Raw genomic sequence first — 25106 nt, forward strand, 5'->3', positions numbered from 1 at the left:
TTGGAGTGAACACAGTGAAGCTTGATGAATTCTTTGTCACAGGTGACCCGATTATTTACGGTGCAGACGCTTCTATCGTTCTTGTGACATTAGCAATCATTTTCGTACTAACAAAGTATAAAAAATGGAAATGGCTTTGGGACGAATGGTTAACAACTGTTGACCATAAAAAAATCGGAGCCATGTATATTATTTCTGCGGTTATCATGTTATTCCGTGGTGGTATGGATGGTTTAATGATCCGTGCACAGTTAACATTCCCAGAAACAACTTATTTAAACGCTGAACACTATAACGGAATCTTCACAACACATGGTACAGTAATGATTCTTTTCATGGCAATGCCATTCGTTATGGGATTAATGAACCTTGTAGTACCATTACAAATTGGTGCTCGTGACGTTGCATATCCGTTCTTAAATGCTTTAAGTTTCTGGTTATTCTTTGTCGGAGCAATGTTATTCAACATCGCTTTCGTAATCGGTGGTTCTCCAGACGCTGGGTGGACTTCTTACTTCCCAATGGCAGGTACAGAGTTTACTTCTGGTGTAGGAAATAACTACTACGCAATTGCATTACAGATTTCAGGTCTCGGTACGCTAATGACCGGTATTAACTTCCTTGTTACTATCTTAAAAATGCGTACACCTGGTATGACTTTAATGAGAATGCCAATGTTTACTTGGTCGATCTTAATTACAACAATTATCATTATTTTCGCTTTCCCAGTATTAACAGTTGCTCTTGCATTAATGACATTTGACCGTCTATTCGATGCTCACTTCTTTACGATGGCGAGCGGCGGTATGCCGATGTTATGGGCCAACCTGTTCTGGGTATGGGGTCACCCTGAAGTATATATCGTTATTTTACCGGCATTCGGTATTTTCTCTGAAATCATTAGTACATTCTCACGTAAACGTCTATTCGGTTACAGTGCGATGGTATACTCAATGGTTGCAATTTCTTTACTAAGTTTCGTCGTATGGCTTCACCACTTCTTCACGATGGGTGCAGGTCCAGCGGTTAACTCGTTCTTCTCGATTTCGACAATGGCGATTTCGATTCCAACCGGTGTTAAGATCTTTAACTGGTTGTTTACACTGTATAAAGGACGTATTCGTTTTACAGTTCCAATGCTTTGGTCATTGGCATTTATTCCAAACTTCGTAGTCGGTGGGGTTACAGGGGTTATGCTTGGTATGGCAGCAGCTGATTATCAGTACCATAACAGCTACTTCCTAATTGCTCACTTCCACTACGTATTAATTGCAGGTACAGTATTCGCTATGCTTGCTGGATTCACATTCTGGTATCCAAAAATGACTGGTCATATGTTAAATGAACGCCTAGGTAAATGGACATTCTGGATCTTTATGAGCGGATTCAACATCTGTTTCTTCCCAATGTACTTCTTAGGTTTAGACGGTATGACTCGTCGTATGTACACTTACTCTGAAAGTCTTGGATGGGGATGGCTAAACCAAATCGCATCTGTTGGTGCGGTAATGATGGGTATTGGCTTCCTACTTCTTTGCTACAACGTAATTTGGAGTGCACGTCACGGTGAACGTGACACAACTGGAGATCCATGGGATGGTCGTACACTTGAATGGGCAACTCAATCTCCTGTACAACATTACAACTTCGCGAAGCTTCCTGAAATTAAAGAAGCTGATGCTTTCTGGTACATGAAGAAACGCGGAGAAACAGTTACACCAGCAGCAGAAGATTTAAAACCAATTCACATGCCAAGTAACTCTGGTGTGCCTATTATTGCGTCTTTATTCTTCGGTCTTGCAGGTTTCGCATTAGTATTTAGCTGGTTCTGGCTTGCAGCAATCGGCGGCGTTGGTATTTTAGCTTGCTTAATCTATCGTTCATTCGATTATGACGATGGTTACTACGTAAGTGTTGATGAAATTAAAGAAACAGAACATATAGCATGAGAGGTGAAATGACATGGCGGCTTTAGATAAAAGCTTACCTTTGGAATATCAATCCGAACAAAGCAGATTGAATATCCTAGGATTCTGGATTTTTCTTGGGGCTGAAATTATGCTGTTCGCAACACTTTTCGCCTCTTATCTAGTCCTTGCTGGTCGTACGGCAGATGGCCCAACTCCAGCGCAACTGTTTGAACTTAAAACGCTTTTAATTCAAACATTACTACTTTTAACAAGTAGTTTCACATGTGGTATCGTAATTCACGAAATGCGTAAGCACAATCAAAAAGCAATGCTTGGATGGTTTGTCCTTACATTACTTTTAGGTGCAGGCTTCCTATTCTTCGAGATTGAAGAGTTCATTATGTATATTGGTGAAGGCGCAACAATTCAAACAAGTGCCTTCCTATCTGGATTCTTCGTTCTTCTTGGAACGCACGGAGCCCACGTAACAGGCGGTATCATTTGGGCAATTTGTGTTATTATCCAAATTTTAAAACGAGGTTTAACACCAGTTACAGCTCGTAAAGTATTCATTATCAGCTTATACTGGCATTTCCTTGATTTAGTTTGGGTCTTTATTTACACACTAGTTTACTTGAACGGGATGGTGGCGTAAATGAGTCAAAATAACAATCAAGCAAACGGGCATGCGCATAGCGGATTCCCTTGGTCACACGTTTTCGGATTTATTTTATCGCTTGCACTAACGTTTCTAGCACTATACGTGGCACTTTACACAAGCCTGCCACTTTCAACGATCTTAACAACTATTATCATAATGGCTGTTGCGCAAGCGTTGTTACAATTAATCATGTTCATGCACTTAAAAGAAGGAGAAGGAAGAGTTCAAATTCTTACTATGATCTACAGTTTCTTCGTTGCAACTGCAACAGTTGGTTTAACTGTATGGATCTTCTTCTCAATGTAATGTACATGAAAAAGACTGCTGAGATTCCTCAGCAGTCTTTTTTTATGCTCTCCCCTATTACATCCACATTACGGAATTAACAACAGAATCATGAAAAATATACTTATTATGACAAATGTTAAGAAAACTCTTTCTTTATGAAATCGAATCCATATGCGTTGCTTTTCTACCTATTATATGGCTAAATAGGTACTATATTTATTTGAAGGGAGAGAACGCAATGGAACATCACACTTCTGTTCTATCACTTATGGTTGTCGTTGCAATCGCGTTTTTCGTTCCCCTTTTGTTACAACGCTTTAAATTAAAAGCACTTCCTGTCGTTGTTGCAGAAATCATCGCAGGAATCTTTGTAGGTAAAAGTGGGTTTAATATTATTGAACCAGATATGTGGCTTCAAGTCTTATCGACACTAGGATTTATCTTTCTTATGTTTTTAAGCGGTTTAGAAATTGATTTTTCTATCTTTAAACAAAAAGGGAAAAAGAATACGACAAACGAACCAAACACATTCCAAGCAGCAAGTATTATCTTCTTCTTTATTTTCATCTTATCTTATGCCCTATCATTACTATTCGTATGGCTAGGATTTGTAGATAATGCAATGTTTATGACTTTAATTATTTCAACAATTTCTTTAGGTGTTGTCGTTCCAACATTAAAAGAGAATAACTTAGGAAAAACAGCAATTGGACAAATCATTTTATTAGTCGCTGTTATTGCAGATTTAGTTACAATGATTTTACTCGCTGTATTCGTCGGATTAAATTCCGAAAGCGGCCAAAGCATGTGGCTCCTTCTCCTTCTATTCGGCGCTGGTATTGTTATTTACTTCATTGCAAAACGCTTTAAAAACATTCCATACTTAGATAGCTTAAAAGCTGGTAGTGTACAAATTGATACACGAGCTGTTTTTGCACTCATCTTAATATTAGTTGGTTTATCTGAATCGGTTGGAGCAGAAAATATTTTAGGTGCCTTCTTAGCAGGTGTACTCGTATCGTTATTATCACCAAATGAAGATATGGTTGAAAAACTTGATTCCATCGGATATGGTTTCTTCATTCCTATTTTCTTCGTAATGGTTGGTGTAAATTTAGAGGTTTGGTCTATTTTCAAAGAACCTTCTAGTATGCTCATGATCCCAATTTTAATTGTAGGACTCTTTATCTCAAAACTGTTACCATCACTCGTTTTACGAAAATGGTATCCACGTAATATCGTACTGGGGAGTGCCATCTTATTAACATCGACACTTTCTTTAGTTATTGCAGCTGCACAAATTGGTGAAAAACTAGGAATCATCAGTCCAAGTTTATCTGCTTCCCTTATTTTAAGCGCAGTTATTACTTGTATTTTCGCACCTATATTATTTAAAAAGATGTTCCCGAAAGTAGAAACGCCAAAGCCAAAAGTTTCTATTATTGGTGCGAGTAGAATTACCCTTCCGTTATCACTTGATTTAAAACGAGAAGATTATGACGTAACACTATATATGATGCGTCAAAATAAAATAAATGATGAGGAAGCGAAATCACATGACTTCCCTATCGTGAAATTAGATGACATCACAATTGCATCATTAACTGAACAAACAGCATTTCATGCAGACCGCGTTGTTGTTGCAACAAGCGATGATGAACAAAACTTATTATTAGCAGAACATGCAAAAGAGCTAGGTGTTGAACATGTTATTGCAAGTGTAGAAGATCCACTTCTACAAGAAAAAGCAACGCAAGAACATATCGCCGTATTCTCAACAATTAACTCTACACGTATTTTATTGCGTGCACTAATTGATAAACCAAGTCTCGTTCGCTTAATTACAACAGCAAATGAAACAGTCCGTGAAGTTGAACTACGGAGTAATAAATATAACGGCGTTGCACTTCGTCGCCTTCCATTTTTAGGCGATGTACTAGTCATTCAAATTTATCGTGGGAATACAGCATTAATTCCACATGGTGATACAAGACTACAACACGGTGATACATTACTTGTAACAGGCTCAAAAGAACATATCGATACACTAAAAAGCATATTAGAATAGAAAAATGCCCCTCACATAATTGAGGGGCATTTTTTTCCATTTCATATGGTAAAATGTTACTATCATATATTATGGGGATGGATCACATTATGTCTATTGTAACTTTAGCTCTCTTATTATTAGCGGAAGTACTCGTTGCCATTATTCTCATCGGTGTTAGCATTGAAATTTGTAGTTATGGATGGAAAAAATCGAATGGAATAAAATACTCTTGCCTCTTACTTTCACTCCTTCTCGGAACTGCTAGCATACTCGGACTTTTCGCCGCACCTGCCTATTTCTTTATACAACTAACAGAAAAGGGTTTATAAGAAAGGATGTTAATATGATTACCGTGAAAAATATTGATGGATCTGAAACTTACGTATTACGTCAAAAAATTTTACGCCCGAGTCAAACATTAGCAGATTGTAAGTACCCTTCCGACTATGAAACAGACAGCTTTCACTTAGGCGCATTTATAAACGATAAACTGGTTAGTATCGCTTCCTTCTCAAAGGAAATATACCCTGACTTACCAGCCGGTATTCACTATCGTTTACGAGGAATGGCCACATTACCTGAATTTCGAAACAACCACGCTGGAAGCTCCTTAATTCAGAAGGCAGAACAAATATTACAAGAACGTCAAGCAAATATATTATGGTGTAATGGTCGAGTTACTGTAGCTGACTATTACAAGCGCCTAGGCTTTCAGGAACATGGTGAAATCTTTGAAATTAAACCGATTGGTCTTCATAAGATACTATATAAAAGGATATAAGAAAAGCTTTCCGCAATACGGGAAAGCTTTTCTTATATTTCAATCTTCATTTTTTATTTTTTTCATATATATGTATATAAACAAACTAGGAACTAAAAAACAAGCAAACATAATAAGTCCTGTCATACTAATTTCCTTTATCGAAATATCTGGTGTTACAATAATACAAATAGCTAAAATTCCAATAACAATACCTACTGGAATTAATAATAACTTCATAAAATAATTGCGTGATACTCCCCCTGCATGCTCATACACTTCCACTGAATTTTTCAGATTTAAAAAGTTAATAACTATTATCCCGCCCATAAATACCATTAATAAATCTGAAACACTTTCATATCCTGCCCCTTGCAAAACGTAGCGATAAAAAACAATACCTAGTATGATGATATTTTGTAAGGTAAAAACTAGTCTAATATGTTTTAGCCCCTCAATCATTAAGCGTTCATCTTTCACAATTTTCATCCTATCACTCCTTTTCCTCCCAAAACAAATCATTCAATGTTTTATCTACCGCATAACAAATTTTCAAACATAAATCTAAAGACGGGTTGTATTTCCCCTTCTCAATTAAACTAATCGTTTGCCTTGTAACGCCTACTTTTTCTGCTAATTGTTGCTGTGTTAAATCTAACTGAACACGCGCGACTTTTATTTTACTTACAGCCATTCATGTTCCTCCTCTACCTTTAGTGTAACATATATATTCCATTAAGCAATTTATAATTTACGTAATTAATTTAAGTTTCACTTTATTATACACAAAAAAGGGGCCTCTCATAAGAAGCCCCCTCTCCTATATCTATATTATAAGAATAAATGACATCCAAATAAAATTGTAAATAAGTATAGTAACGGATGGACTTCCATCCCTTTCCCTTTCACAATCTTTAAGACTGGATACACTAAAAATCCAATTGCTATTCCATTCGCAATACTAGACGTTAACGGAATACCAACGAAAATTAAAAATGCTGGTAATGCATCTTCAAATTCATTCCAATTAATATCACGAAGACTTTGTGCCATTAAACTACCTACAATAATTAATGAAGGAGCTGTAATAGCAGCTACGCTTGATAAAGAAGCAATAACAGGGCTGAAGAATGCCGTTATAATCGTTAGACCGACAACTACAATACCTGTTAATCCTGTTTTACCACCCGCAGCAATACCAGCTGAGGATTCAATCGTCGCTGCTGTTGGGCTTGTTCCAAAGATAGAGCCTGTAGTCCCACCAATTGCATCTGCAATAAACGCTTTACCAAAACGTTTCTCTGTATTATCTGTAATTAAACCTGCTTGTTTAATTAAACCGAGTAATGCACCTGTTGTATCAAATAACAGTACAAGTAAAAATGAGAATACAACGCCATATAATCCGTATTCAATTACATCTGAAAAGGCATTGATTGGATTTGAAACGATAATACCCTCTGGTAAATGAGGCATCGCAACAATTTTATCCGTGAACTTCAGTTGCCCTGTAAAGAAGGCGATAACTCCTGTTACAATCATACTAATAAATAATGCACCACTCACACGTAATGCCATTAATACCGCCGCTAATATTAAACCAATTAGAGTTAAAATAACGGCTGGAGAATGGAAGTCACCAATCGTAACTAAGTTAGATGGATGATCAACGATAATTCCAGATAGACGTAATCCAATAAAAGCAATAAATAACCCAATTCCACCTGCAATCGCATGTTTTAAACTGTCAGGAATTGCGACAATTAGCTTTTGCCTAAATGAAGTGAAAGATAATAAAAGAAAAATAATACCTGTTACAAATACTGCTGAAAACGCAATGACATATGTAATCCCCTCTGCCTGTTGAACAACAGAATAAGCAAAATACGCATTCATTCCCATAGCTGGAGCAATAACAATTGGATAGTTAGCTAAAAACGCCATACATAGCGTCCCTACAACTGTCGCAATAATAGTTGCCGTAAAAGCTTGATCAAATGGTACACCTGCATCAGATAATATTTTCGGATTGATGACAAGAATATACGCAAATGTAAAAAAAGTTGTGATGCCAGCTAAAAGCTCTTGCTTCACAGAAGTGTTATATTTTTGTAATTGAAACATGGTTATGTACCCTTCCTACATCTGAATTATTATCACACATTCTTTTCTTACTAGTATGTGAGAAAATATAATACTTAATCTTAACAATCAATAAAAAGAAGAGTCAATATATTCAATAATAGTTCGAATTTTAAGTTTAAGTCTGACAAGTACAACTATAGTACAGTTTATCATGATTATTTTTGTAGCATAACAGATAGAAATGTTTTATAATTTGAAATAGTTAAATATTTAGTAAACGCATTCAAATATCGTTCACTCTACAAGGGGGATTCTTCTTATGCAGCAAACAAACAAATCTGGAACTTTAAACCGAGGTTTAAAAGAACGACATATTACTTTAATGTCACTCGGTTCAGCTATTGGCGTTGGACTATTTTTAGGATCTGCCTCCGCTATTAAACTAGCTGGTCCTTCTATTCTACTAGGCTATATGATCGCTGGACTCGTTATTTTTTTCATTATGCGCGCACTCGGAGAAATGGCAATTGAACAACCTGTTGCCGGTTCTTTTAGTAAATATGCTAATGATTACCTTGGACCACTAGCTGGCTATATTACCGGCTGGAACTACTGGTTCTTATGGGTTGTTACTTGTATGGCTGAAATTACAGCAGCTGGCATTTACATGCAGTACTGGTTCCCAGATATCCCACGCTGGACTTGGGCTTTACTCGCTCTATTATTAATGAGTGCTTTTAACTTCTTATCCGTAAAAGTATTTGGAGAACTTGAATTTTGGTTTGCTCTCATTAAAATTGTCACAATTATCTGTATGATAATTGTTGGAGCTGGTATTATTTTATTCGGATTCGGAAACGGCGGTATCGCTACCGGCATTTCAAACCTTTGGTCACATGGGGGCTGGTTCCCAAATGGTTTTTCTGGATTACTACTCTCTTTACAAATGGTGTTATTCGCTTATTTAGGTGTTGAATTAATCGGTGTTACAGCGGGGGAAGCTCAAAATCCGAAAAAAACACTCGCAAAAGCAATTGATAACGTATTTTGGAGAATATTACTGTTCTACGTTGGGGCTCTATTCGTTATGATGGCAATTTATCCATGGAACGAACTTGGTGAGAAAGGAAGTCCATTCGTATTAACATTCCAGCAAATCGGTATCGCAAAAGCAGCAGGGATTATTAACTTTGTCGTATTAACAGCAGCTCTTTCTTCTTGTAATGGTGGTTTATTTAGTACAGGCCGTATGTTATATACATTAGCTCAGCAAAAGAAAGCACCAGAAAGATTCGGTCGTTTAAATAAAAATGGCATTCCTAGTCAAGGAATTGTAGCAACTGCTATCGTTTTACTCATTGGCGTTATATTAAACTATCTCGTACCTGCAAAAGTATTTACATGGCTCACTAGTATTTCAACTTTCGGGGCAATTTGGACTTGGGGCATTATATTAGTCGCTCAAATTAAATTCCGTAAAGGATTATCAACTGAGAAAAAAGACAAGCTAACGTATAAAATGCCTTTACATCCATTAAGCTCTTACTTCTCACTTGGCTTCCTTGCACTTGTACTATGTATAATGGCGTATTCAGAAGATACACGAATTGCATTAATCGTTGGCCCAATTTGGCTTATTGGCCTAGCTATCGTATATTACATGAAAGGTTTTCATAAAATTGATGAAACGCCTAATTCAAAAATTAGTTAAACAAAACATCCCTTCCTTATTATTTGGAAGGGATGTTTTTAAATCTCTATAAATATTTCTCAACAAAATTCACGGTATTTTTACAAATTTTTAATATTTTTTATGTTTTCCGTCTTTATTTTTACAGAAAAATAAATTACATTATTAAAGCACATATATTTATTATTAGGGGGATTCTTCTATGAAGAATAAAAAATGGATTACATTTTCTTTAGCAACAGCAATTACACTAAGTATAGGGGCTTCGTTCATACCATCTACTTATGCAGAAAGCTCTGTAGACCCAGCTCCTGAAATTGCTGCAAAAGTTGTAAATCAAAACAATGGGAAGAAAGTATTATTCGATAATACACACGGTCAAACGGCTGGGACAGCTGACTGGGTTATTGATGGTGGCTTTTCTGATTTTGGAAACGGCATTGCCCAAAACGGATATCATGTAAAAGAACTACGTAAATCAACACCGATTACATACGAAGATTTAAAAGGCTACAATGTGTTTATCGTTCCAGAAGCAAATATTCCTTACAAAAAATCTGAACAAGATGCTATGTTACAATATGTGAAAAATGGCGGTAGTATCTTCTTCATTGCCGATCATTATAATGCAGATCGTAATAAAAATCGTTGGGACTCTTCTGAAGTATTTAACGGATATAGACGCGGTGCTTGGGATAATCCAGCAAAAGGAATGTCTAACGAAGAAGCCAATTCACAAGCTATGCAAGGAGTAGAAAGCTCTGATTGGCTATCTGACAACTTCGGTATTCGCTTCCGCTACAATGCAATTGGCGATGTTTCCGCTAAAAATATTGTGTCACCTGAACAATCATTCGGAATTACAGAAGGGGTTTCATCTGTAGCAATGCATGCTGGTTCTACTTTAGCAATTACAAATCCAAAACTAGCAAAAGGACTTGTTTATCTTCCAGAAAACCCGTCAAAATGGAATAACGCTGTTGATAGCGGTGTGTATAACGGCGGTGGTGTTGCAGAGGGTCCTTATGCTGCTATCGCAAAAGTAGGTCTTGGAAAAGCTGCCTTTATCGGTGACTCTTCTCCTGTTGAAGACGCTACGCCAAAATACGTTCGTGAAGACTCTGGCCAAACAAAGAAAACTTACGATGGATATAAAGAAGAAAACGATGCTATCTTACTAGAAAATATCGTAAATTGGCTATCGAATAAAGAAACATTTACAAGTTTAGATCAAGTAAATGGTTTACAACTTGATTTACCAACCACTTTACAAACATTTGAACAACCAAGCTTATCAACTGAGCCACAACCTGAACCTTGGAGTGCGCCAAATGCAGGTTATCAATGGTTTAATACAAATACTTTTAAACCTGGTTCATATGGCTATAACGGTGCAGTAACAGCAACTGACTACGTAGTTACACACCCTAGCACTCTATCAAACAATGAAGTGTTCCAAATCAAAATCCAAGTAAATAACTTATTGCCAAACACAACATACAATAATTATTCTTTAGGTATATTCACTACTGGCGGTACACAAGTGGCAAAAGTCCAAAATACAAACGGCACTTGGCCATCTACTTTTGGATATAGTAGTGCATTTTCTTTCACAACAAACAGCTTAGGTTCTGCTGAGAAGATTGTGAACGTACAAATCGATCCAAATACGGCTGGACAAGCAACACTTCGTCTACGCCAAAATACAACAGCAAAATATAGTGAGACTGTAACGATTAATAAGAAATAATGAAAAAGGCAATCCGGATATGGATTGCCTTCTTCTACTTCTCTTCTTTTGAGAAAAACATCCTTGAAATAACGATACCTATACTACCCACTATCAAGAATAACACTGCCCTGATCATCATCGATACTTCTGGTAAGTCTAGAAGGAATAGCTTTCCTATCGTTACGACTAACACGACTAAGCCGGCATATAATATTTCATTCATATTTTTATTCCGTCCAAGCCAAACTGCAAATAATGCATATACCATCCATAATAAAGATACAGATACACTTATTATGCTTCCATCTGTAGAAAGCACTTCACCGACTCTAGTGATTGCAATAAATACGATAACCATAAACCAATAGAGTGTTATTGAATAAACATATTTTCCAAAGCTCATCAACACATCTTTCGCTCGTTTCATGCAGTAATAAAATGTACCTATTAAAATAATATGAGCAACAAAGCCTGCCGAAATAAATTGATCAAACGGGCTAAAAATAGTCTGTATCATTCCAATTGCGTAAACCGTCGCACTAACATACAATTTTATCTGCTGTTTTCCTTTAATAGAAGTCACCATACCGAGGAAACCTTGTAATAATAGTACAATCGCTGCATTCACTAAACTATACTCATATAAAATCGCTAAACTAAATGCCCCCATTGCGAAACCAAATAAAAGATTTGTAAATGTAGAATGTCTATTCTTCCTATATTCAAACACGAACATAATAGCGTGCACGAGTGCACTAATCATTAATCCCCATGTTGTAAATTCAGGTATTTTTGAAATGGCTAATATGAAGAAAACGGCATTCGCACTAAATATCGCCAAGCGTGGCTCTACTATAAAACTTCTCTCCGTAAACATATGCCAAAATAATAGTAAGTGAATCAAACCATAAACTACTGTTAACTGTACTTGCAAATCCTCTACTAACATTGACATAACAGCAAAGAAGACCAAAAGAACAATAGCAGCAACAGCATAAGAAATCATGTATAAATACTGATAACGATTTTTCAACGCATACCATAATAAGATAAGTGTTAGTACCGTCTCATATCCAAAGAAAATATACGGATTAGGAGTCGTACTATTTAATAAGAATGGCACGAAGAAAGCTCCTACCGCTACGAAAATAGTAAGATATTCCGATTGATACCTCTTCGCTACATAAATACCTAAAATGACCCATGCAATATTACACACAAATGCAACACTTGCTGGAATAAATCCATATAAATAATGTGCCGCAAATGTTGTTAAAACTATACCTGTAATACTTCCTCCTGCTAATACTAACCCTAATGCTTGCCGCTCTCGTTTAATTTGAATATCCCCTATATAATAAAAACCGATAGATAGGACAATGCCAAACACAATTCGTATTGCAGGTGTTAATAATCCAGCATCTACCCCTGCTTTAAATAACCAGATTACTCCAAGTAACATAATGCCGACAAATACGCGTGGTAACCAAGTTTGGCAAAACTTTATAATATTAAATGGTTCTGGTTTAAAAGCAGATATATCCACTTGTTTTACCTCACGTTCTTGCACAGGCTCTTTTATTGTAACTACTTCTTCTTTTTGTTTTTCCTCTATTACCGTTTCAATATATTCTTTCTTTTCCTTACTAACATGTTGCTGAGCATTTTCTACTTCTATTTCTCTTTGTTTTGCTTTCAATTCAAAAAGTGCTTCTTGAATCGTTTCAATTGCCGTTTCGAGTGCTTCTATTTTCTTATTCAAATCCTCCTTCATACGTTCCCTCCTCATCATCCGTTCGAAACCTATATATTACCAATTACCTTTATCATACTCTTAGTCTATTCATTTTCAATACTATTTTTCCCAAAAAAGAAAGGTATTTTCCGAAATTGGAAAACACCTTTCTTTTATTTCTTCTTATTTAAAACAACACTAACGATAACACCAATGCAAGCACCTATAATAGCTGGAATAATCCACCCAACACCTTCTGTATAAAACGGAATGTATTTCAATACTGATGTCCACTGATTCATCATTACATTTTTATTGAAAATATCAATTGCACTAAATACTGCTACAATCACAATTGTAACTGGATATATGCATACATACTTCCCAATATACTTATGGAATAGCCCTAAAATAATAAGCGTTAATGCAATTGGATAAATAAATCCAAGAATCGGTACTGATACTTTTAAAATTTGTGTTAATCCTAAATTAGCTAAAACCATACTAACAAAACTTAATATAAATGCCCAAACTTTATACGCTACTTTCGGAAATGCACTTGCAAAAAATTGGCTACAAGATGTAACAAGTCCGATTGAAACACATAAACACGCAATCGTAAAAATAAGACCTAATAAAACGACTCCGCCTTGTCCAAATAATGTAGTCATCACTTGTGCTAATACGTTCGCCCCATTATCAAATGTACCTAACGAACCGCTAATTGAACCAACATATCCAAGTATGACATAAATAATAGATAATAATAGTCCTGCCCCAATTCCAGCAATACTCATATATTTCGCTAAACCTTTATCATCTTCAATACCTTTTGCACGAAGAGCATTTGCAATCACAATCCCAAAAATTAAAGCTGCTAATGCATCCATCGTTAAATATCCATCTAAAAACCCTTGGAACATAGGCGCTTGTCCATAGTTTCCAGCAGCCTCTTTCACACTACCTACTGATGTGAACATACTCTTTATAAAGATAAGAGCAATCATACCTAATAATAACGGTGTTAAAACCTTTCCGAACAACCCCATTAATTTAGACGGTGATAAACTTAACCAGTACACAATACTAAAGAAAATAAATGTGTAACATAATAAGACTACGCTACCTGCTTCCGAGAATAGCTGACCCGGTCCCATCTCAAAAGCTAGACTTCCTGCACGTGGTATGCCAAGGCCTGGTCCAATAAATAAATACACGATACACGGAAAAATAAGCGCGAATGAAGAATGAACCCTACCCGCTAACGTTTGAAAACTTCCTGCTTTCGCAATCGCAATAACTCCCAATATAGGAAGACCTGTTGCTGATATAATAAACCCTACTAATGAAATCCACACATGTTCTCCTGCTTCATACCCAAGGAAAGGCGGGAATATAAGATTCCCCGCTCCAAAGAACATCGAGAATAACATAAGACTAATAAGTAAAATTTCTTTTTTCTGTAACAATTTCATTTCTTTCTCCTTCTTCAATTTCATCTCTTATGAAATCCATTTCATATATACAAAATAAACGCCAATCCGCTTTCTTACAAAGAAAACATAGTCCATAGTCTAACATAAAAGAAACACCCATTCTATAGCTATCCCTCTTTTCCAATTTCTTCTGAAAAATCAACCTTTATTGACTTATAATAGTTAATAAGGTAAAATATTAAATGTACAAAATTATTAACTTTGTTTTTGTTTGTGTCAGGAGGAAAATAACATGGAATCAGCGATACAACTAGAAAGAGAACAACAAAGAAAAAAGAAACATCCTCCAGGTTTATACTTACTCTTCTTTACAGAAATGTGGGAAAGATTTAGTTACTATGGATTACGAGGATTATTAACATTATATTTAACGACAGCTTTAGTAAGCGGTGGTCTTGGGTTTAGTCCCGCATGGGCACTCTCTATTTACGGGTTTTATACTGGAGCCTGTTATTTCACACCAATGATTGGTGGGTACTTAACAGACCGTTTTCTAGGTAGACGAAAAGCGATCACAATTGGTGGTATAACAATGGCAATCGGTAACCTTACACTATTTGCCTTGCAAAACCAATTAGGCTTATACCTCGGATTAGCGCTTATTATTATTGGTAATGGATTCTTCAAACCGAACATCTCTACACTGGTTGGGGAATTATACGAAGAGAACGATCCAAAACGTGATAGTGCATTTACCATTTTCTATATGGGTATTAACGTCGGGTCATTTTTAGCTCCACTCGTTTGTGGATTTTTATCAGAAAATTTATTCAAAACAACGGTTGATGGCGTTGTACATTACGGATTCCGTTACGGATTCTTAGCCGCTTCAATCGGAATGATCATTGGACAAATTTTATTTACAACACTATCAAATCGCTTCCTTGGTGATATTGGTAAAAAACCAACTCGCGATTTACAAACGGCTGCTGGACAACCATCAGTAGGAGATACACCGTTAACAAAAAAAGAAAAACAACGTACTGCAGTTATCGTCATTTTAACATGCTTTGTTGTCTTCTTCTGGGCTGGCTTTGAACAAGCTGGTAGCTCATTAACATTATATACAAACAAATTTGTAGACCGCTCTGTGTTCGGATGGGAAGTTCCAACATCTTGGTTCCAATCGGTCAATCCATTATTTATTATTTTACTTGCTCCAGTCATTTCAGCATTATGGGCAAAACTTGCAACTAGAAAAAAAGGGGACTTAAAAATCCCAACAAAAATGGGACTTGGTATGATCCTACTCGGTATCGGCTATATCATTCTCGTTATCGCTACATTAAAAACAGGTAGTGATGAGCATAACATTACAGAAAAAGCAAACTTACTATTTATCGTCTTTACGTATCTTTTCCATACGTTAGGTGAACTATTCTTATCACCTGTTGGACTATCAATGGTTAGTTCTCTCGCTCCAGTAAAACTAGCATCTTTACTAATGGGCGTATGGTTAGCGAGTTCAGGTATCGCCAACATTTTAGGCGGACAACTTGCAAGCTTCACGACTTCACTTGGGTATGCTGAAGTATTTACAGTTATTGGTGCTGTAGCAATCGTTTTAGGTTGTGTTTTATTATCAATTTCCAAAAAGTTAGTGAAATGGATGGATTAAAAAAAGATGAGGGATTTCCCCCTCATCTTTTTTATTTCTTCGCCTTCGTTCCTACTAAATCACCAGCAACAACATAACGTTTAGAATTATCTTTCACAGATACACATGTAATAAGCGTTATCTCATCTTTCCCGTGATCTTCAACAACTTCCCATTTATCAGGAGTTACTTCAGATACACCAGTAACCGCATATTCATATTCATTTTCATTATCATACAAATAAATTTTATCGCCTTTTTTTAGAGACGCTATATCACTAAATAAAACACCTTTTTTAGACATGTTATGTCCTGCTAATGCATAATTCCCTTTTCCCATTACTTGATTTTCTTTTACTGTTGCTGCACCTGATAATAGGTTTTTCTCAGTAGACGACTTTAAAACAGGAAGTTCTAATGAAACACTCGGAATCGAAATACGACCAATTACTTGTTTCTTATCTAAAGATGCGTTCGCTACTTCTGCCAAGTCTGGTTGATTAATTTTCGAAGCATCTACAAATTCCGTCTCATGTTTTTCATAATCCATCTTTTGGACAGCCTGTACATTTTCAGTCTGTTTCTTTTCAGCTTGATATCCATCATAAAATGGCTTGCCGATTAATACACCACCTACAACAAATAGGAGGATTGCTACTATACTATAAATTCTTTGCTTATTCATATACAATTCCTTTCCCTTACAAAATCTTACTCTATATAAAATGATAAGATAATATTGCTATATGTACAAGTGTAAGCTGAAAAGAAACCTTCTTGCTGATGCAAGAAGGTTTCTTTTTAAGCGATTTTATTTCGATATAAGGATACGTGGAAAATTGTCATTTGAATAAAGAAAATACTAAATGCAATATATATTGGATATGCAGGAACATATAGATTAGCAATTGGAGAAAGCGTTAAAAAACCAACTGCACAAGGCAACACGTACCATAGTGACATAAATGTAGTACGACAAGCCTTTTCTGTAATTGCCTTTTCCCGCTCGTCTTCTTGAGGAAATAATAGTGGAAACATCCAATATGATAGCTCTTTATATTTTTTCTTTTGAATTTTATAAAGAACAGTCGATACGATACCAAATATTAAAAGCAATCCTAGTGGCATTAAACTCACCGAAACTTCAAATGGTACCCTCTTCGTTTGAATAAAATTAGCAACTTCGATAGTAAAATAATACAACTCAATAAATGCCCAACCCGCTAATACCATTAAAAGTACATTCAACATATAGGAAAATACAAGTCTATTCATCCTCTTCCCCCTCCTTATTTAAAACAAACACATCTTCCATCTTTAACTGAAATACATCGCAAATCATAAGCGCTAATAATAATGAAGGGACATAATCCCCTTTTTCAATTGCAGCTATTGTTTGTCTCGTCACTCCAACCTTCTCTGCTAATACACTTTGCGAAAAATTAAACCGAGCTCTTAATTCCTTCACTCTATTTAAAATGGTCAAATTTACCACCTCTCACCATCATTGTATGCTACCTTTAACAAAATGTAAACTCAACTTAACATTGTTTTTATAAAAAAATCCAACTTTACGTATTGTAAAGTTGGATTACGTGTTAGTTTAAAATTGTAACTTTAACATTTTTTCTGCCCCAATTACTAGATGAAGCTTTATCAGGCATTAAAACATCGATTTTGTGACCTTTAATCGCGCCACCAGTGTCTGCTGCAATTGCTTGTCCATAGCCTTCAACATATACAGTAGAACCTAATGGAATAACACTTGGATCTACAGCAATTAATTTCATTCCTGGATTTGCAGTTAAATTATAAGGTTTACCACCTGGTCCCCATGCAGAGTATACTTGTTGACCTGGACCATAACCATTTTCACCTGGATCTGCTGTATAAGCTGTTGCATGTACATAAATCTCTTTTCCACCAGCAGTTGGTTTAGAAGGTTGTGCAGGTTCTACCTTCGAATTATTATTAGCAACAGGTTCAACTGGTTTATTAGCTTTTTCTTGCTTTTGCTTTTCAGCAACTTCCGCCTGTGCCTTAGCTAGAGCTTCTTGCTCAGCCTTTGCAGCTGCTTCTGCTTTTGCACGCTCTTCTGCTGCAATTCTTGCTGCTTCTTGCTCACGAGCGATTGTTTCTTGTACTGCCTTCATATTTGACTCAATTTTAGCTTTCTCTTCTGCTGCTAAATTAAGTTGAGTTGCAACTTGGTTATATTTAGCTTGAACTGTTTGTAAGTTATCTTGACGCTTTTTCAAGTTATCCTGCAACTCAGCTTGTGCTTTTGTTAATTTTTGTTTGTCTACTACTAAAGATGCTTCTTTTTCATCAATTGTTTTCTTATCTTCTTCAATTTGACGAAGATCTTGTTCTTGTAGACGTAAAATTTCTTTATCAGCTTCTAGAATGGTAGAAACTGCGTTCATACGTTGTAAGAAATCTGCAAAGTTTTTTGACTCTACTACAACTTCTACTACTAAACTTGTATTTGAACTGTTTTGAACAGAAACCATACGTTTTCTCATAATATCCTTACGAGCAAGGACCTTATCCTCTAAAACGACAATTTCATTCTTTTTTTGCTCAATCTGCTTATGGGTTTCATCGATTTTACGTTGAATAGCAGCTTGATCCTCTTTATTTTTTGCAATTGTATTATTTAAATTATGTAGTTCGTTTTCGATACCTTGAATTTCTTTACTAACAGCTTGCTTCTCTTGCTCTTTCTTTTGCATTTCTGCATCGTTTTGCTGCAATTGCTGTTGCATGTTGTTAAGTTTCTCGTCGTTTGACTCTGCTTTTACAGCGACTGTACTAGAAAGACCGATAATGCCTGCTAATACTAGACTACTGATTCGCTTAAAATAGTTCATAATCCGACTCCCTTCTTATACAGTTATACATGATTTATTTTACAGTTTGTTTACAATACCATTAAATACAGTTTATTTTTCATGACGAAAAAAAGGGAATTATGCATAAAATGTAATAGATTCTTAAATATTTAACAATTCCTATATTTAAAAATTATAAAAGATGCTAAAATCCAAATATAGAGAAAATATAACTTCTAAAGGCGGTTGAAATAAATATATGTTTACTCAAAAGAAATCACTCCAACATAAAATTGATCAATTAGAAAATCGTATACAGGAACTAGAAGCAGAATTAAAACAAAAAGATATTGAAAAACAAGAGATTATTTCTTCTATCCACGATCGTGTACAAAGCGTTGTTCAAGAGCATAAACTTGTAAATAATCAACACCATACACTTCAAAATTTAGTTCAACAATTAAACTCATGTTTCGAAAATGTTTCAACGCGTACTACACATTCCAATGAATTGAATAACGAAATGTTACAAAAAGAGCAAAGCTTAATTCAATCTATTGAAGAAATTATTGACTGTTCTAATGAAGGAAAAGAATCTGTTCACCGTTTACTTATTGTAATTAACAAATTAGGTGAACAATCTCAACGTACGTCTAATAGTATGAACCATTTAAGTGAACGCTCAAAAGAAATCGAGCAAATTGTAGAAGTCATTCAAAACATTGCAGCACAAACGAATTTACTTGCTTTAAATGCGAGTATTGAAGCTGCGCGTGCTGGAGAGCATGGTAAAGGATTCGCTGTCGTTGCCAATGAAGTAAGAAAACTAGCGGAAAGTACAGCGGAAAGCACAAAAAACATCGGCAACTTAACGAAAAAAATTCAAGAAGAAATTGAAAAAGCATACGATAACACAAAAGATAATTTACATTTAGTCGATGAAGGCGTAGAAATGAGTGCCGATACAAACGCTAGAATTGAAAATATTTTAATTATGATTCAAACGTTACAAAATGGTGCCACAAATGTTATTAAAGCTATCGAAAACCAAAAATCTTGTAATGATGATATATTACGAGAATTCGCTAATACACAACAAATGTTCCAAAAATTAAATACTACTATTATGAACCATATTCATGATGCTGAAAAAGTCGATGTTCAATTGACTAAAGGTCTTCAAGAAACAGCGGCTTCTCATTAATAATAAAAACCCTTTATAGCGCTATAAGGGGTTTTTATTATTTTTCGAATATTTATTTCTTCTCAATATTCATCCGTATCTTTGTTATAATGGACAAGTTGTTTCTTTCGACTAATAAACAAGGAGGTTTTTATGGAACAATTTTACTACATTTTAAAATATTTAATTCTTGGTCTGTTCCAAGGACTAACAGAACCAATTCCGATTTCTTCAAGCGGTCACCTCGTTTTAGCACAGCATTTGCTAGGACTAAAAATAGAAGGGTTTAGCTTCGAACTACTTGTTAATTCAGCTTCATTATTAGCTGTATTACTTATTTATAGAAATGATTTAATTCGTCTAACGAAGAATGGTCTATCTTATATATTTACAAGAGCGGAAGACGCAAAATCAGATTTCTTCTTTATTATTTATCTTGTGATTGCGACTATTCCAGCAGGTGTTATTGGTGTTTTATTTAAAGATTACATCGATCAGTACTTAAAAGGTGTGAAGATGGTTGGGATTTCCCTTCTTATTACTGCTGTCGGCCTTTGGATTATTAGAAACTTGCGCGGACGTAAAAATGATGGTGACCTTTCTATGAAAGATGCAATCATCGTCGGATTAGCACAAGCTTGCGCACTAATCCCTGGAATTAGCCGATCAGGTGCAACAATCGTAGCAGCGATGTTACTTGGTATGAAACAAGAAACAGCCCTTCGTTTCTCCTTCTTACTATATATCCCTGTTAGCTTAGGTGGTTTATTACTAAGTATTACAGACATTGCAAAAGATCCAAATCTAAACACATTATTCGTACCATATGTCGTTGCATTTATCGCAACATTTATCATGACGTATATTTCGTTAAAATGGTTTATGAACATTATGGCAAAAGGAAATTTAAAATATTTCTCTTTCTATTGCATTATCGTAGGTGTACTTACTCTTATTTTCTTATAAAGTGAAACTTACAAAACGAAAAGCGAGTCATTCTATTAAACTAGAATGACTCGCTTTTTTATGCGTATACTTTCTTTTCTTGACAATACAAACGAATAACATGTTTATTTTGTTGAAATACATCATGCGTTAGGCGGATAATAATAAAATTTCGTTTTGTTTGATCATCATGAACAAAAATCTGTTCCCCCTCTTGAAAACGCCACGCACTTTCAAAAGTTGTAATATGATTCCCACTTACAGAAAAAAGCTCATATCGCATACCTTGTACCCTCTCTCAACTTATAATAATCATAATATCCTTATATTAAATTTAGTATAACTTAATTCCATTAAAATTTATAATTTTTTCTATTTCAAAATATTTTAATTTTGTTTTAAGGTTCTTTTAACGTTATAATGGTAAACGAATTTTCATTGAAAGGAGCTTCATTTTGACTGCATATTTATTTCCTGTAAAAACAGCATTTATTTTATTTCCTTTTTTAGCAATGTTTCTCTTAATACCTTTTTTAATATTTAATTATCGAAAGTATGGTTATTTAAATAAATGGCGTTCATTTATTTTATACTCATTATTACTTTACTTATTAAATGCCTATTTTCTTGTGATTTTGCCGTTACCACAAACATATGATACTTGTAGCCTACAACCGGCTAATACGCAGCACATGCAACTATCACCATTTTATTTCATACAAGAAATTAGTAATCATACCTCGGCAATTTTAACGAAACCAGCTACTTATTTCTACCTATTAAAAGAATCTGCGTTTTTACAAGTAGCATTTAACGTTCTATTAACCGTTCCATTCGGTATTTACTTACGTTATTATTTCCGACGTAGTTTCTTACAAACAATTTGTATTTCTTTTTGTCTTTCACTCTTTTTCGAGCTAACACAAGTGACTGGACTATACGGTATATACAATTGTGCCTACCGCTTATTTGATATAGACGATTTGTTTTTAAATACATTAGGCGGCATAATTGGCTTTATCATTGCACCAATATTTACGTACTTCCTTCCGAAAGCAAACGAGTTAGATATTCATATTGATTTGGAAACGAAACCAGTCGGATTCGTCCGTCGCTTTATCGCGATGCAAATTGATTGGATTTTCTTATCTATCGTTGTACCTGTCATTAAAAACAAAGGAAATTCTTTCTTTGCTTCTAATATTCAATCTTACACGAACATATATGAACTCATTTTCATAACGTGTTCGATCTTTATTTACTTTATTATCATTCCATACTTTACGAATGGAAAAACAATTGGTAAAGCATTGCTTCGTATTTACGTGAAAGGAAAATCAGATCGTATTACGATGAAGGAACTATTCATCCGTTACGGTATATTCTATTTCATTTTAGGTGGAATCAATTATATTCTTTCTAGTAGCTCTATCCTAAATCTTACAGAGCCTTTAGTATTAGTAGTTATATTATTATTCCAACTCGTAATTAACGGCCTATTCATTATTCATGTTTTATTACATGTATTTAGTCGTGATAAGTTACTATTTTACGAGCATATCAGTCAAACAAAAAATGCAATTACACTAAAAAAAGCTGACAAGTAATACTTTGTCAGCTTTTTTTCATAGGCGTAAATAATTTCTCTGTATAAGGGTTTAAAAACATTCCAGTTTCATCTAATGACTTCCTCACCTTTAGAAACGAATGTAATTCTGGATATATATTTTGTAATTTTTCGTACGTTAACGTATGCATTTTCCCCCAATGTGGGCGTCCTTCATACTTTAGAAAAATTTTCTCTACCTCACCAAAATAAGCCGCATATTTCATACCTTTATACATATGAACAGCAATATACGCTGAATCTCTACCGTATGCCGGACTGAGCCATATATCATCACCTTTCACATAGCGGCATTCGATTGGGAAGTGCACCTTATACTTTTTCTTTTCAATAAGATTTGAAATTTCTTCTACAACAGTCCTCATATACTTTGAAGGAACACTATACTCCATTTCATAAAATGGTACCGTACGCGATGTAGCAAATACTTCATAACTCGGACCAATTATTTTTGTATTCGGTACAGCTTTAGCCGATAATCGACTTACTCTCTTACTTATAGAAGGAAACCATTTACATCCTTTAGATAACAAAGAAAACATCTTATTTTCAAGCAACTCTACCTTTAGTTTATGCCATTTCAAATCACTTTTTTTACCCGTTGTTTCGTTTGTAAATTTCACTTGCACTTCATCTGAATAAGGAAAAACGAAAAATTCAAAATGACGATTCTTCTTATATTCTTCTAGCTTGTTCATTACAGTAGATAATAACTGTTTTTCACTTTCATAGACGAGCGAATACGCTGGGATAACTTTCAACTTTATTTTTACAATGATACCTAGCATCCCAAGCGACAACTGAAAGGCTCTCCAATATTCCACATTCACAGTTTCTGAACAAACTATACTCTCACCTGTAGATAAAACTGCGGTAATCTCTATAACTTGTGTTGATAAACTCCCAAAGGTAACACCCGTCCCATGAGTTCCCGTACTAGTCGCTCCTGCAATAGATTGTAAATCAATATCCCCTAAATTTTCTTGTGCATAACCTTTTTCTTCAAGTAACTTCCCTAGGTCATATAGCTTTGTTCCTGCCCATACTTCGGCAACCATCTTCTCCGCATCAATATTCACAATGCCCTTCAATTCATCTAAAGAAACTAAAATTTCTTCCGTTTGCACGAGAGGTGTAAAAGAGTGTCCTGAACCGACAACACGAATTTTCTTCCCTTTTTTTCGCGCAAGTCCTACAACTTCTACCACATCTTGTACACTTTCTGGATACATCGTATAATGCGGTGTTCCTTCTACATTCCCTGTCCAATTTCTCCATTTTTGTCCCTTTATAGAAAGCATTGTCCATCCCCCCGATATGTTGAATACTCCCCAACAATCTTTCCTTCTTTCACACGATATAAAAAAGGAAAACGCTCACATAATTCTCCAGCTTTACTATGGCGAAACAAGATAGAATCTCCTAACTTTACTCGTTCCTCGCCGTTATAAAAAATCGGTGTTTGTACCTCGCCAGCACCCTCTAAAGCTACTAATTTTGCACCATCGGGCCTCCAAACCTCAGGTTCTTTATCTTTCCCAATTGCGCCTGAGGCAATATATCCACCACCTAGACAAGTGTAAATAAACGGGGCTGGTTTCCGCACAACTGGTAAAGCAAATCCGATAGCTGGATGAAATTGCACTTCTTTATAATAATCAAACAGCTTCGGGGCATAAAAAGCAGAGCCTATCGTAATCTCTGAAACTGAATTATCTTTCTCGGTTGTTTTTATACTTCCTGTGCCTCCCCCATTTACAAACCTTAGTTCAATACCTAGATTTTGTATTTCTTTTACGATATGTCCTCTTCTTTCTTTAACTTCTAACACTGATTTCTTCTTTAAATATGAAATCACTTTACTTTTCACTCGTTGATTCGGTATGTGATCTCCTACCCCAGCAATTTGGGCTTCATATCCCATTACACCATCTAGTATTAAAAATGATGATTCTTTCACCCTTTTTACTATTTTCAAAGCACCTTGCACATCTTTTACCGGTGATCTTTTGACCCCAAAATGAAACTTTAAGAAATGACTACTCATATCAATATCCAAACAAACACGAAAACACCCTTTAGACTTCTCAGCAATTTTTTCTAAATAAACAATATGATCTTCACAATCCACCATACAAGTTATAATGATCCCTTTCTTTGTTAGCAAACTTATTTCATGTAAAGCTCTTTCATCATAAGCAGGATACCCGAGCAATAAATCGTTGAATCCTTGTTCAAGTAAAAACAAAGCTTCCCTAGGTGAAAAACACATAATACCTTGAAATCGATCATTTGCAGCTAAAATCTTTTGCATAACCGGAACAGAACGTAATGATTTACTCGCGATACGAATCTTCTTATTCCCACTTAATTCTATAATCGATTGAATATTTCTATCTAAAGCTACTTCATCCAAAAATGCACACGGTAATGGAACTTCTTTAAAAATTCCTCGATCCACATTTTTTCTCTCCTCTTCTCTATATGTCTTATACATATTGGAAAGAAAGTTT

24 protein-coding genes are annotated in these 25106 nt (G+C 35.3%); 12 read left to right on the forward strand and 12 right to left on the reverse strand.

Annotated elements, in window-relative coordinates:
• Window positions 1–14: 14 nt before the first annotated feature.
• The 6 genes from qoxB (at window position 15) to DN390_RS20885 (ending at window position 5690) form a co-directional block, all read left to right on the forward strand.
• Complete coding sequence (qoxB, locus tag DN390_RS20860; RefSeq protein ID WP_000762376.1) at window positions 15–1949, forward strand: cytochrome aa3 quinol oxidase subunit I; 1935 nt, start codon at window positions 15–17, stop codon at window positions 1947–1949.
• Window positions 1950–1962: 13 nt separating this feature from the next.
• A complete protein-coding gene (gene qoxC / locus DN390_RS20865) occupies window positions 1963–2565 on the forward strand; it encodes a cytochrome aa3 quinol oxidase subunit III (RefSeq protein WP_000729317.1) in 603 nt (200 codons plus the stop codon).
• Window positions 2566–2877: a cytochrome aa3 quinol oxidase subunit IV gene (qoxD, locus tag DN390_RS20870; RefSeq protein WP_060629580.1), complete on the forward strand. Its 312-nt coding sequence runs from the start codon at window positions 2566–2568 to the stop codon at window positions 2875–2877.
• A 220-nt stretch (window positions 2878–3097) separates the two neighbouring features.
• Entirely contained in the window at window positions 3098–4927 is a 1830-nt protein-coding gene (locus DN390_RS20875) for a monovalent cation:proton antiporter family protein (RefSeq protein WP_060629579.1), read from the forward strand.
• Window positions 4928–4980: 53 nt separating this feature from the next.
• Entirely contained in the window at window positions 4981–5238 is a 258-nt protein-coding gene (locus tag DN390_RS20880) for a DUF4022 family protein (RefSeq protein ID WP_060629578.1), read from the forward strand.
• Window positions 5239–5252: 14 nt separating this feature from the next.
• Entirely contained in the window at window positions 5253–5690 is a 438-nt protein-coding gene (locus DN390_RS20885; protein WP_147808318.1) for a GNAT family N-acetyltransferase, read from the forward strand.
• A 39-nt stretch (window positions 5691–5729) separates the two neighbouring features.
• Here the strand turns inward: DN390_RS20885 and DN390_RS20890 are convergent, their stop codons facing one another.
• The 3 genes from DN390_RS20890 to DN390_RS20900 form a co-directional block, all read right to left on the reverse strand.
• The gene (locus tag DN390_RS20890; protein WP_147808319.1) at window positions 5730–6158 is read right to left on the reverse strand and encodes a hypothetical protein; all 429 of its coding nucleotides are present in this window, start codon (window positions 6156–6158) and stop codon (window positions 5730–5732) included.
• A gap of 4 nt (window positions 6159–6162) precedes the next feature.
• Window positions 6163–6363, reverse strand: coding sequence for a helix-turn-helix transcriptional regulator (locus DN390_RS20895; protein WP_000301182.1), 201 nt, complete (start codon window positions 6361–6363; stop codon window positions 6163–6165).
• A 137-nt stretch (window positions 6364–6500) separates the two neighbouring features.
• Window positions 6501–7793, reverse strand: a complete 1293-nt coding sequence (locus DN390_RS20900; protein ID WP_000487208.1) for an NCS2 family permease — start codon at window positions 7791–7793, stop codon at window positions 6501–6503.
• 280 nt (window positions 7794–8073) lie between these two features.
• Between DN390_RS20900 and DN390_RS20905 the strand changes: the two genes are divergently transcribed.
• The gene (locus tag DN390_RS20905; RefSeq protein WP_097950454.1) at window positions 8074–9465 is read left to right on the forward strand and encodes an amino acid permease; all 1392 of its coding nucleotides are present in this window, start codon (window positions 8074–8076) and stop codon (window positions 9463–9465) included.
• A 181-nt stretch (window positions 9466–9646) separates the two neighbouring features.
• Window positions 9647–11194 (forward strand): DNA-binding protein, encoded by a 1548-nt coding sequence (locus tag DN390_RS20910; RefSeq protein WP_147808320.1) that lies wholly within the window; start codon window positions 9647–9649, stop codon window positions 11192–11194.
• Window positions 11195–11228: 34 nt separating this feature from the next.
• On the opposite strand, the gene DN390_RS20915 is transcribed toward DN390_RS20910, so the two are convergent.
• Both DN390_RS20915 and brnQ1 read right to left on the reverse strand, forming a co-directional pair.
• The gene (locus DN390_RS20915; RefSeq protein WP_147808321.1) at window positions 11229–12950 is read right to left on the reverse strand and encodes a DUF2339 domain-containing protein; all 1722 of its coding nucleotides are present in this window, start codon (window positions 12948–12950) and stop codon (window positions 11229–11231) included.
• A 134-nt stretch (window positions 12951–13084) separates the two neighbouring features.
• Entirely contained in the window at window positions 13085–14386 is a 1302-nt protein-coding gene (brnQ1, locus tag DN390_RS20920) for a branched-chain amino acid transport system II carrier protein BrnQ1 (RefSeq protein WP_147808322.1), read from the reverse strand.
• A gap of 253 nt (window positions 14387–14639) precedes the next feature.
• On the opposite strand from brnQ1, the gene DN390_RS20925 reads away from it, so the two are divergent.
• The gene (locus DN390_RS20925; RefSeq protein ID WP_147808323.1) at window positions 14640–16025 is read left to right on the forward strand and encodes a peptide MFS transporter; all 1386 of its coding nucleotides are present in this window, start codon (window positions 14640–14642) and stop codon (window positions 16023–16025) included.
• A 31-nt stretch (window positions 16026–16056) separates the two neighbouring features.
• Here the strand turns inward: DN390_RS20925 and DN390_RS20930 are convergent, their stop codons facing one another.
• The 4 genes from DN390_RS20930 to DN390_RS20945 form a co-directional block, all read right to left on the reverse strand.
• Window positions 16057–16689 carry a class A sortase gene (locus DN390_RS20930; RefSeq protein WP_001041721.1) on the reverse strand — a complete coding sequence of 211 codons (633 nt, stop codon included), beginning with the start codon at window positions 16687–16689 and terminating at the stop codon, window positions 16057–16059.
• Window positions 16690–16805: 116 nt separating this feature from the next.
• Window positions 16806–17279, reverse strand: coding sequence for a hypothetical protein (locus tag DN390_RS20935; protein WP_001984696.1), 474 nt, complete (start codon window positions 17277–17279; stop codon window positions 16806–16808).
• Window positions 17272–17490 (reverse strand): helix-turn-helix transcriptional regulator, encoded by a 219-nt coding sequence (locus tag DN390_RS20940; RefSeq protein WP_000154007.1) that lies wholly within the window; start codon window positions 17488–17490, stop codon window positions 17272–17274. The genes DN390_RS20935 and DN390_RS20940 overlap by 8 nt, the downstream gene beginning before the upstream one ends.
• A 112-nt stretch (window positions 17491–17602) precedes the next feature.
• Complete coding sequence (locus DN390_RS20945; RefSeq protein ID WP_147808324.1) at window positions 17603–18877, reverse strand: 3D domain-containing protein; 1275 nt, start codon at window positions 18875–18877, stop codon at window positions 17603–17605.
• A gap of 484 nt (window positions 18878–19361) precedes the next feature.
• Between DN390_RS20945 and DN390_RS20950 the strand changes: the two genes are divergently transcribed.
• Together DN390_RS20950 and DN390_RS20955 are read left to right on the forward strand one after the other, a co-directional pair.
• A complete protein-coding gene (locus DN390_RS20950) occupies window positions 19362–20042 on the forward strand; it encodes a methyl-accepting chemotaxis protein (protein ID WP_370458311.1) in 681 nt (226 codons plus the stop codon).
• Window positions 20043–20174: 132 nt separating this feature from the next.
• A complete protein-coding gene (locus DN390_RS20955; protein ID WP_063225108.1) occupies window positions 20175–20987 on the forward strand; it encodes an undecaprenyl-diphosphate phosphatase in 813 nt (270 codons plus the stop codon).
• A 58-nt stretch (window positions 20988–21045) separates the two neighbouring features.
• On the opposite strand, the gene DN390_RS20960 is transcribed toward DN390_RS20955, so the two are convergent.
• Complete coding sequence (locus DN390_RS20960) at window positions 21046–21249, reverse strand: hypothetical protein (protein ID WP_001268339.1); 204 nt, start codon at window positions 21247–21249, stop codon at window positions 21046–21048.
• Between the two features lie 172 nt (window positions 21250–21421).
• Between DN390_RS20960 and DN390_RS20965 the strand changes: the two genes are divergently transcribed.
• Window positions 21422–22573 carry a VanZ family protein gene (locus DN390_RS20965; RefSeq protein WP_147808325.1) on the forward strand — a complete coding sequence of 384 codons (1152 nt, stop codon included), beginning with the start codon at window positions 21422–21424 and terminating at the stop codon, window positions 22571–22573.
• 7 nt (window positions 22574–22580) lie between these two features.
• Here the strand turns inward: DN390_RS20965 and DN390_RS20970 are convergent, their stop codons facing one another.
• Both DN390_RS20970 and DN390_RS20975 read right to left on the reverse strand, forming a co-directional pair.
• Window positions 22581–23894, reverse strand: a complete 1314-nt coding sequence (locus tag DN390_RS20970) for a D-arabinono-1,4-lactone oxidase (RefSeq protein WP_147808326.1) — start codon at window positions 23892–23894, stop codon at window positions 22581–22583.
• Window positions 23882–25054: an amino acid deaminase/aldolase gene (locus DN390_RS20975; RefSeq protein WP_147808327.1), complete on the reverse strand. Its 1173-nt coding sequence runs from the start codon at window positions 25052–25054 to the stop codon at window positions 23882–23884. Before DN390_RS20975 ends, DN390_RS20970 begins: the two co-directional genes overlap by 13 nt.
• Window positions 25055–25106: the final 52 nt, after the last annotated feature.

The sequence above is a fragment of the Bacillus sp. SH7-1 genome (genome assembly GCF_008042405.1).
In the GTDB taxonomy this organism is placed as follows: domain Bacteria; phylum Bacillota; class Bacilli; order Bacillales; family Bacillaceae_G; genus Bacillus_A; species Bacillus_A thuringiensis_N.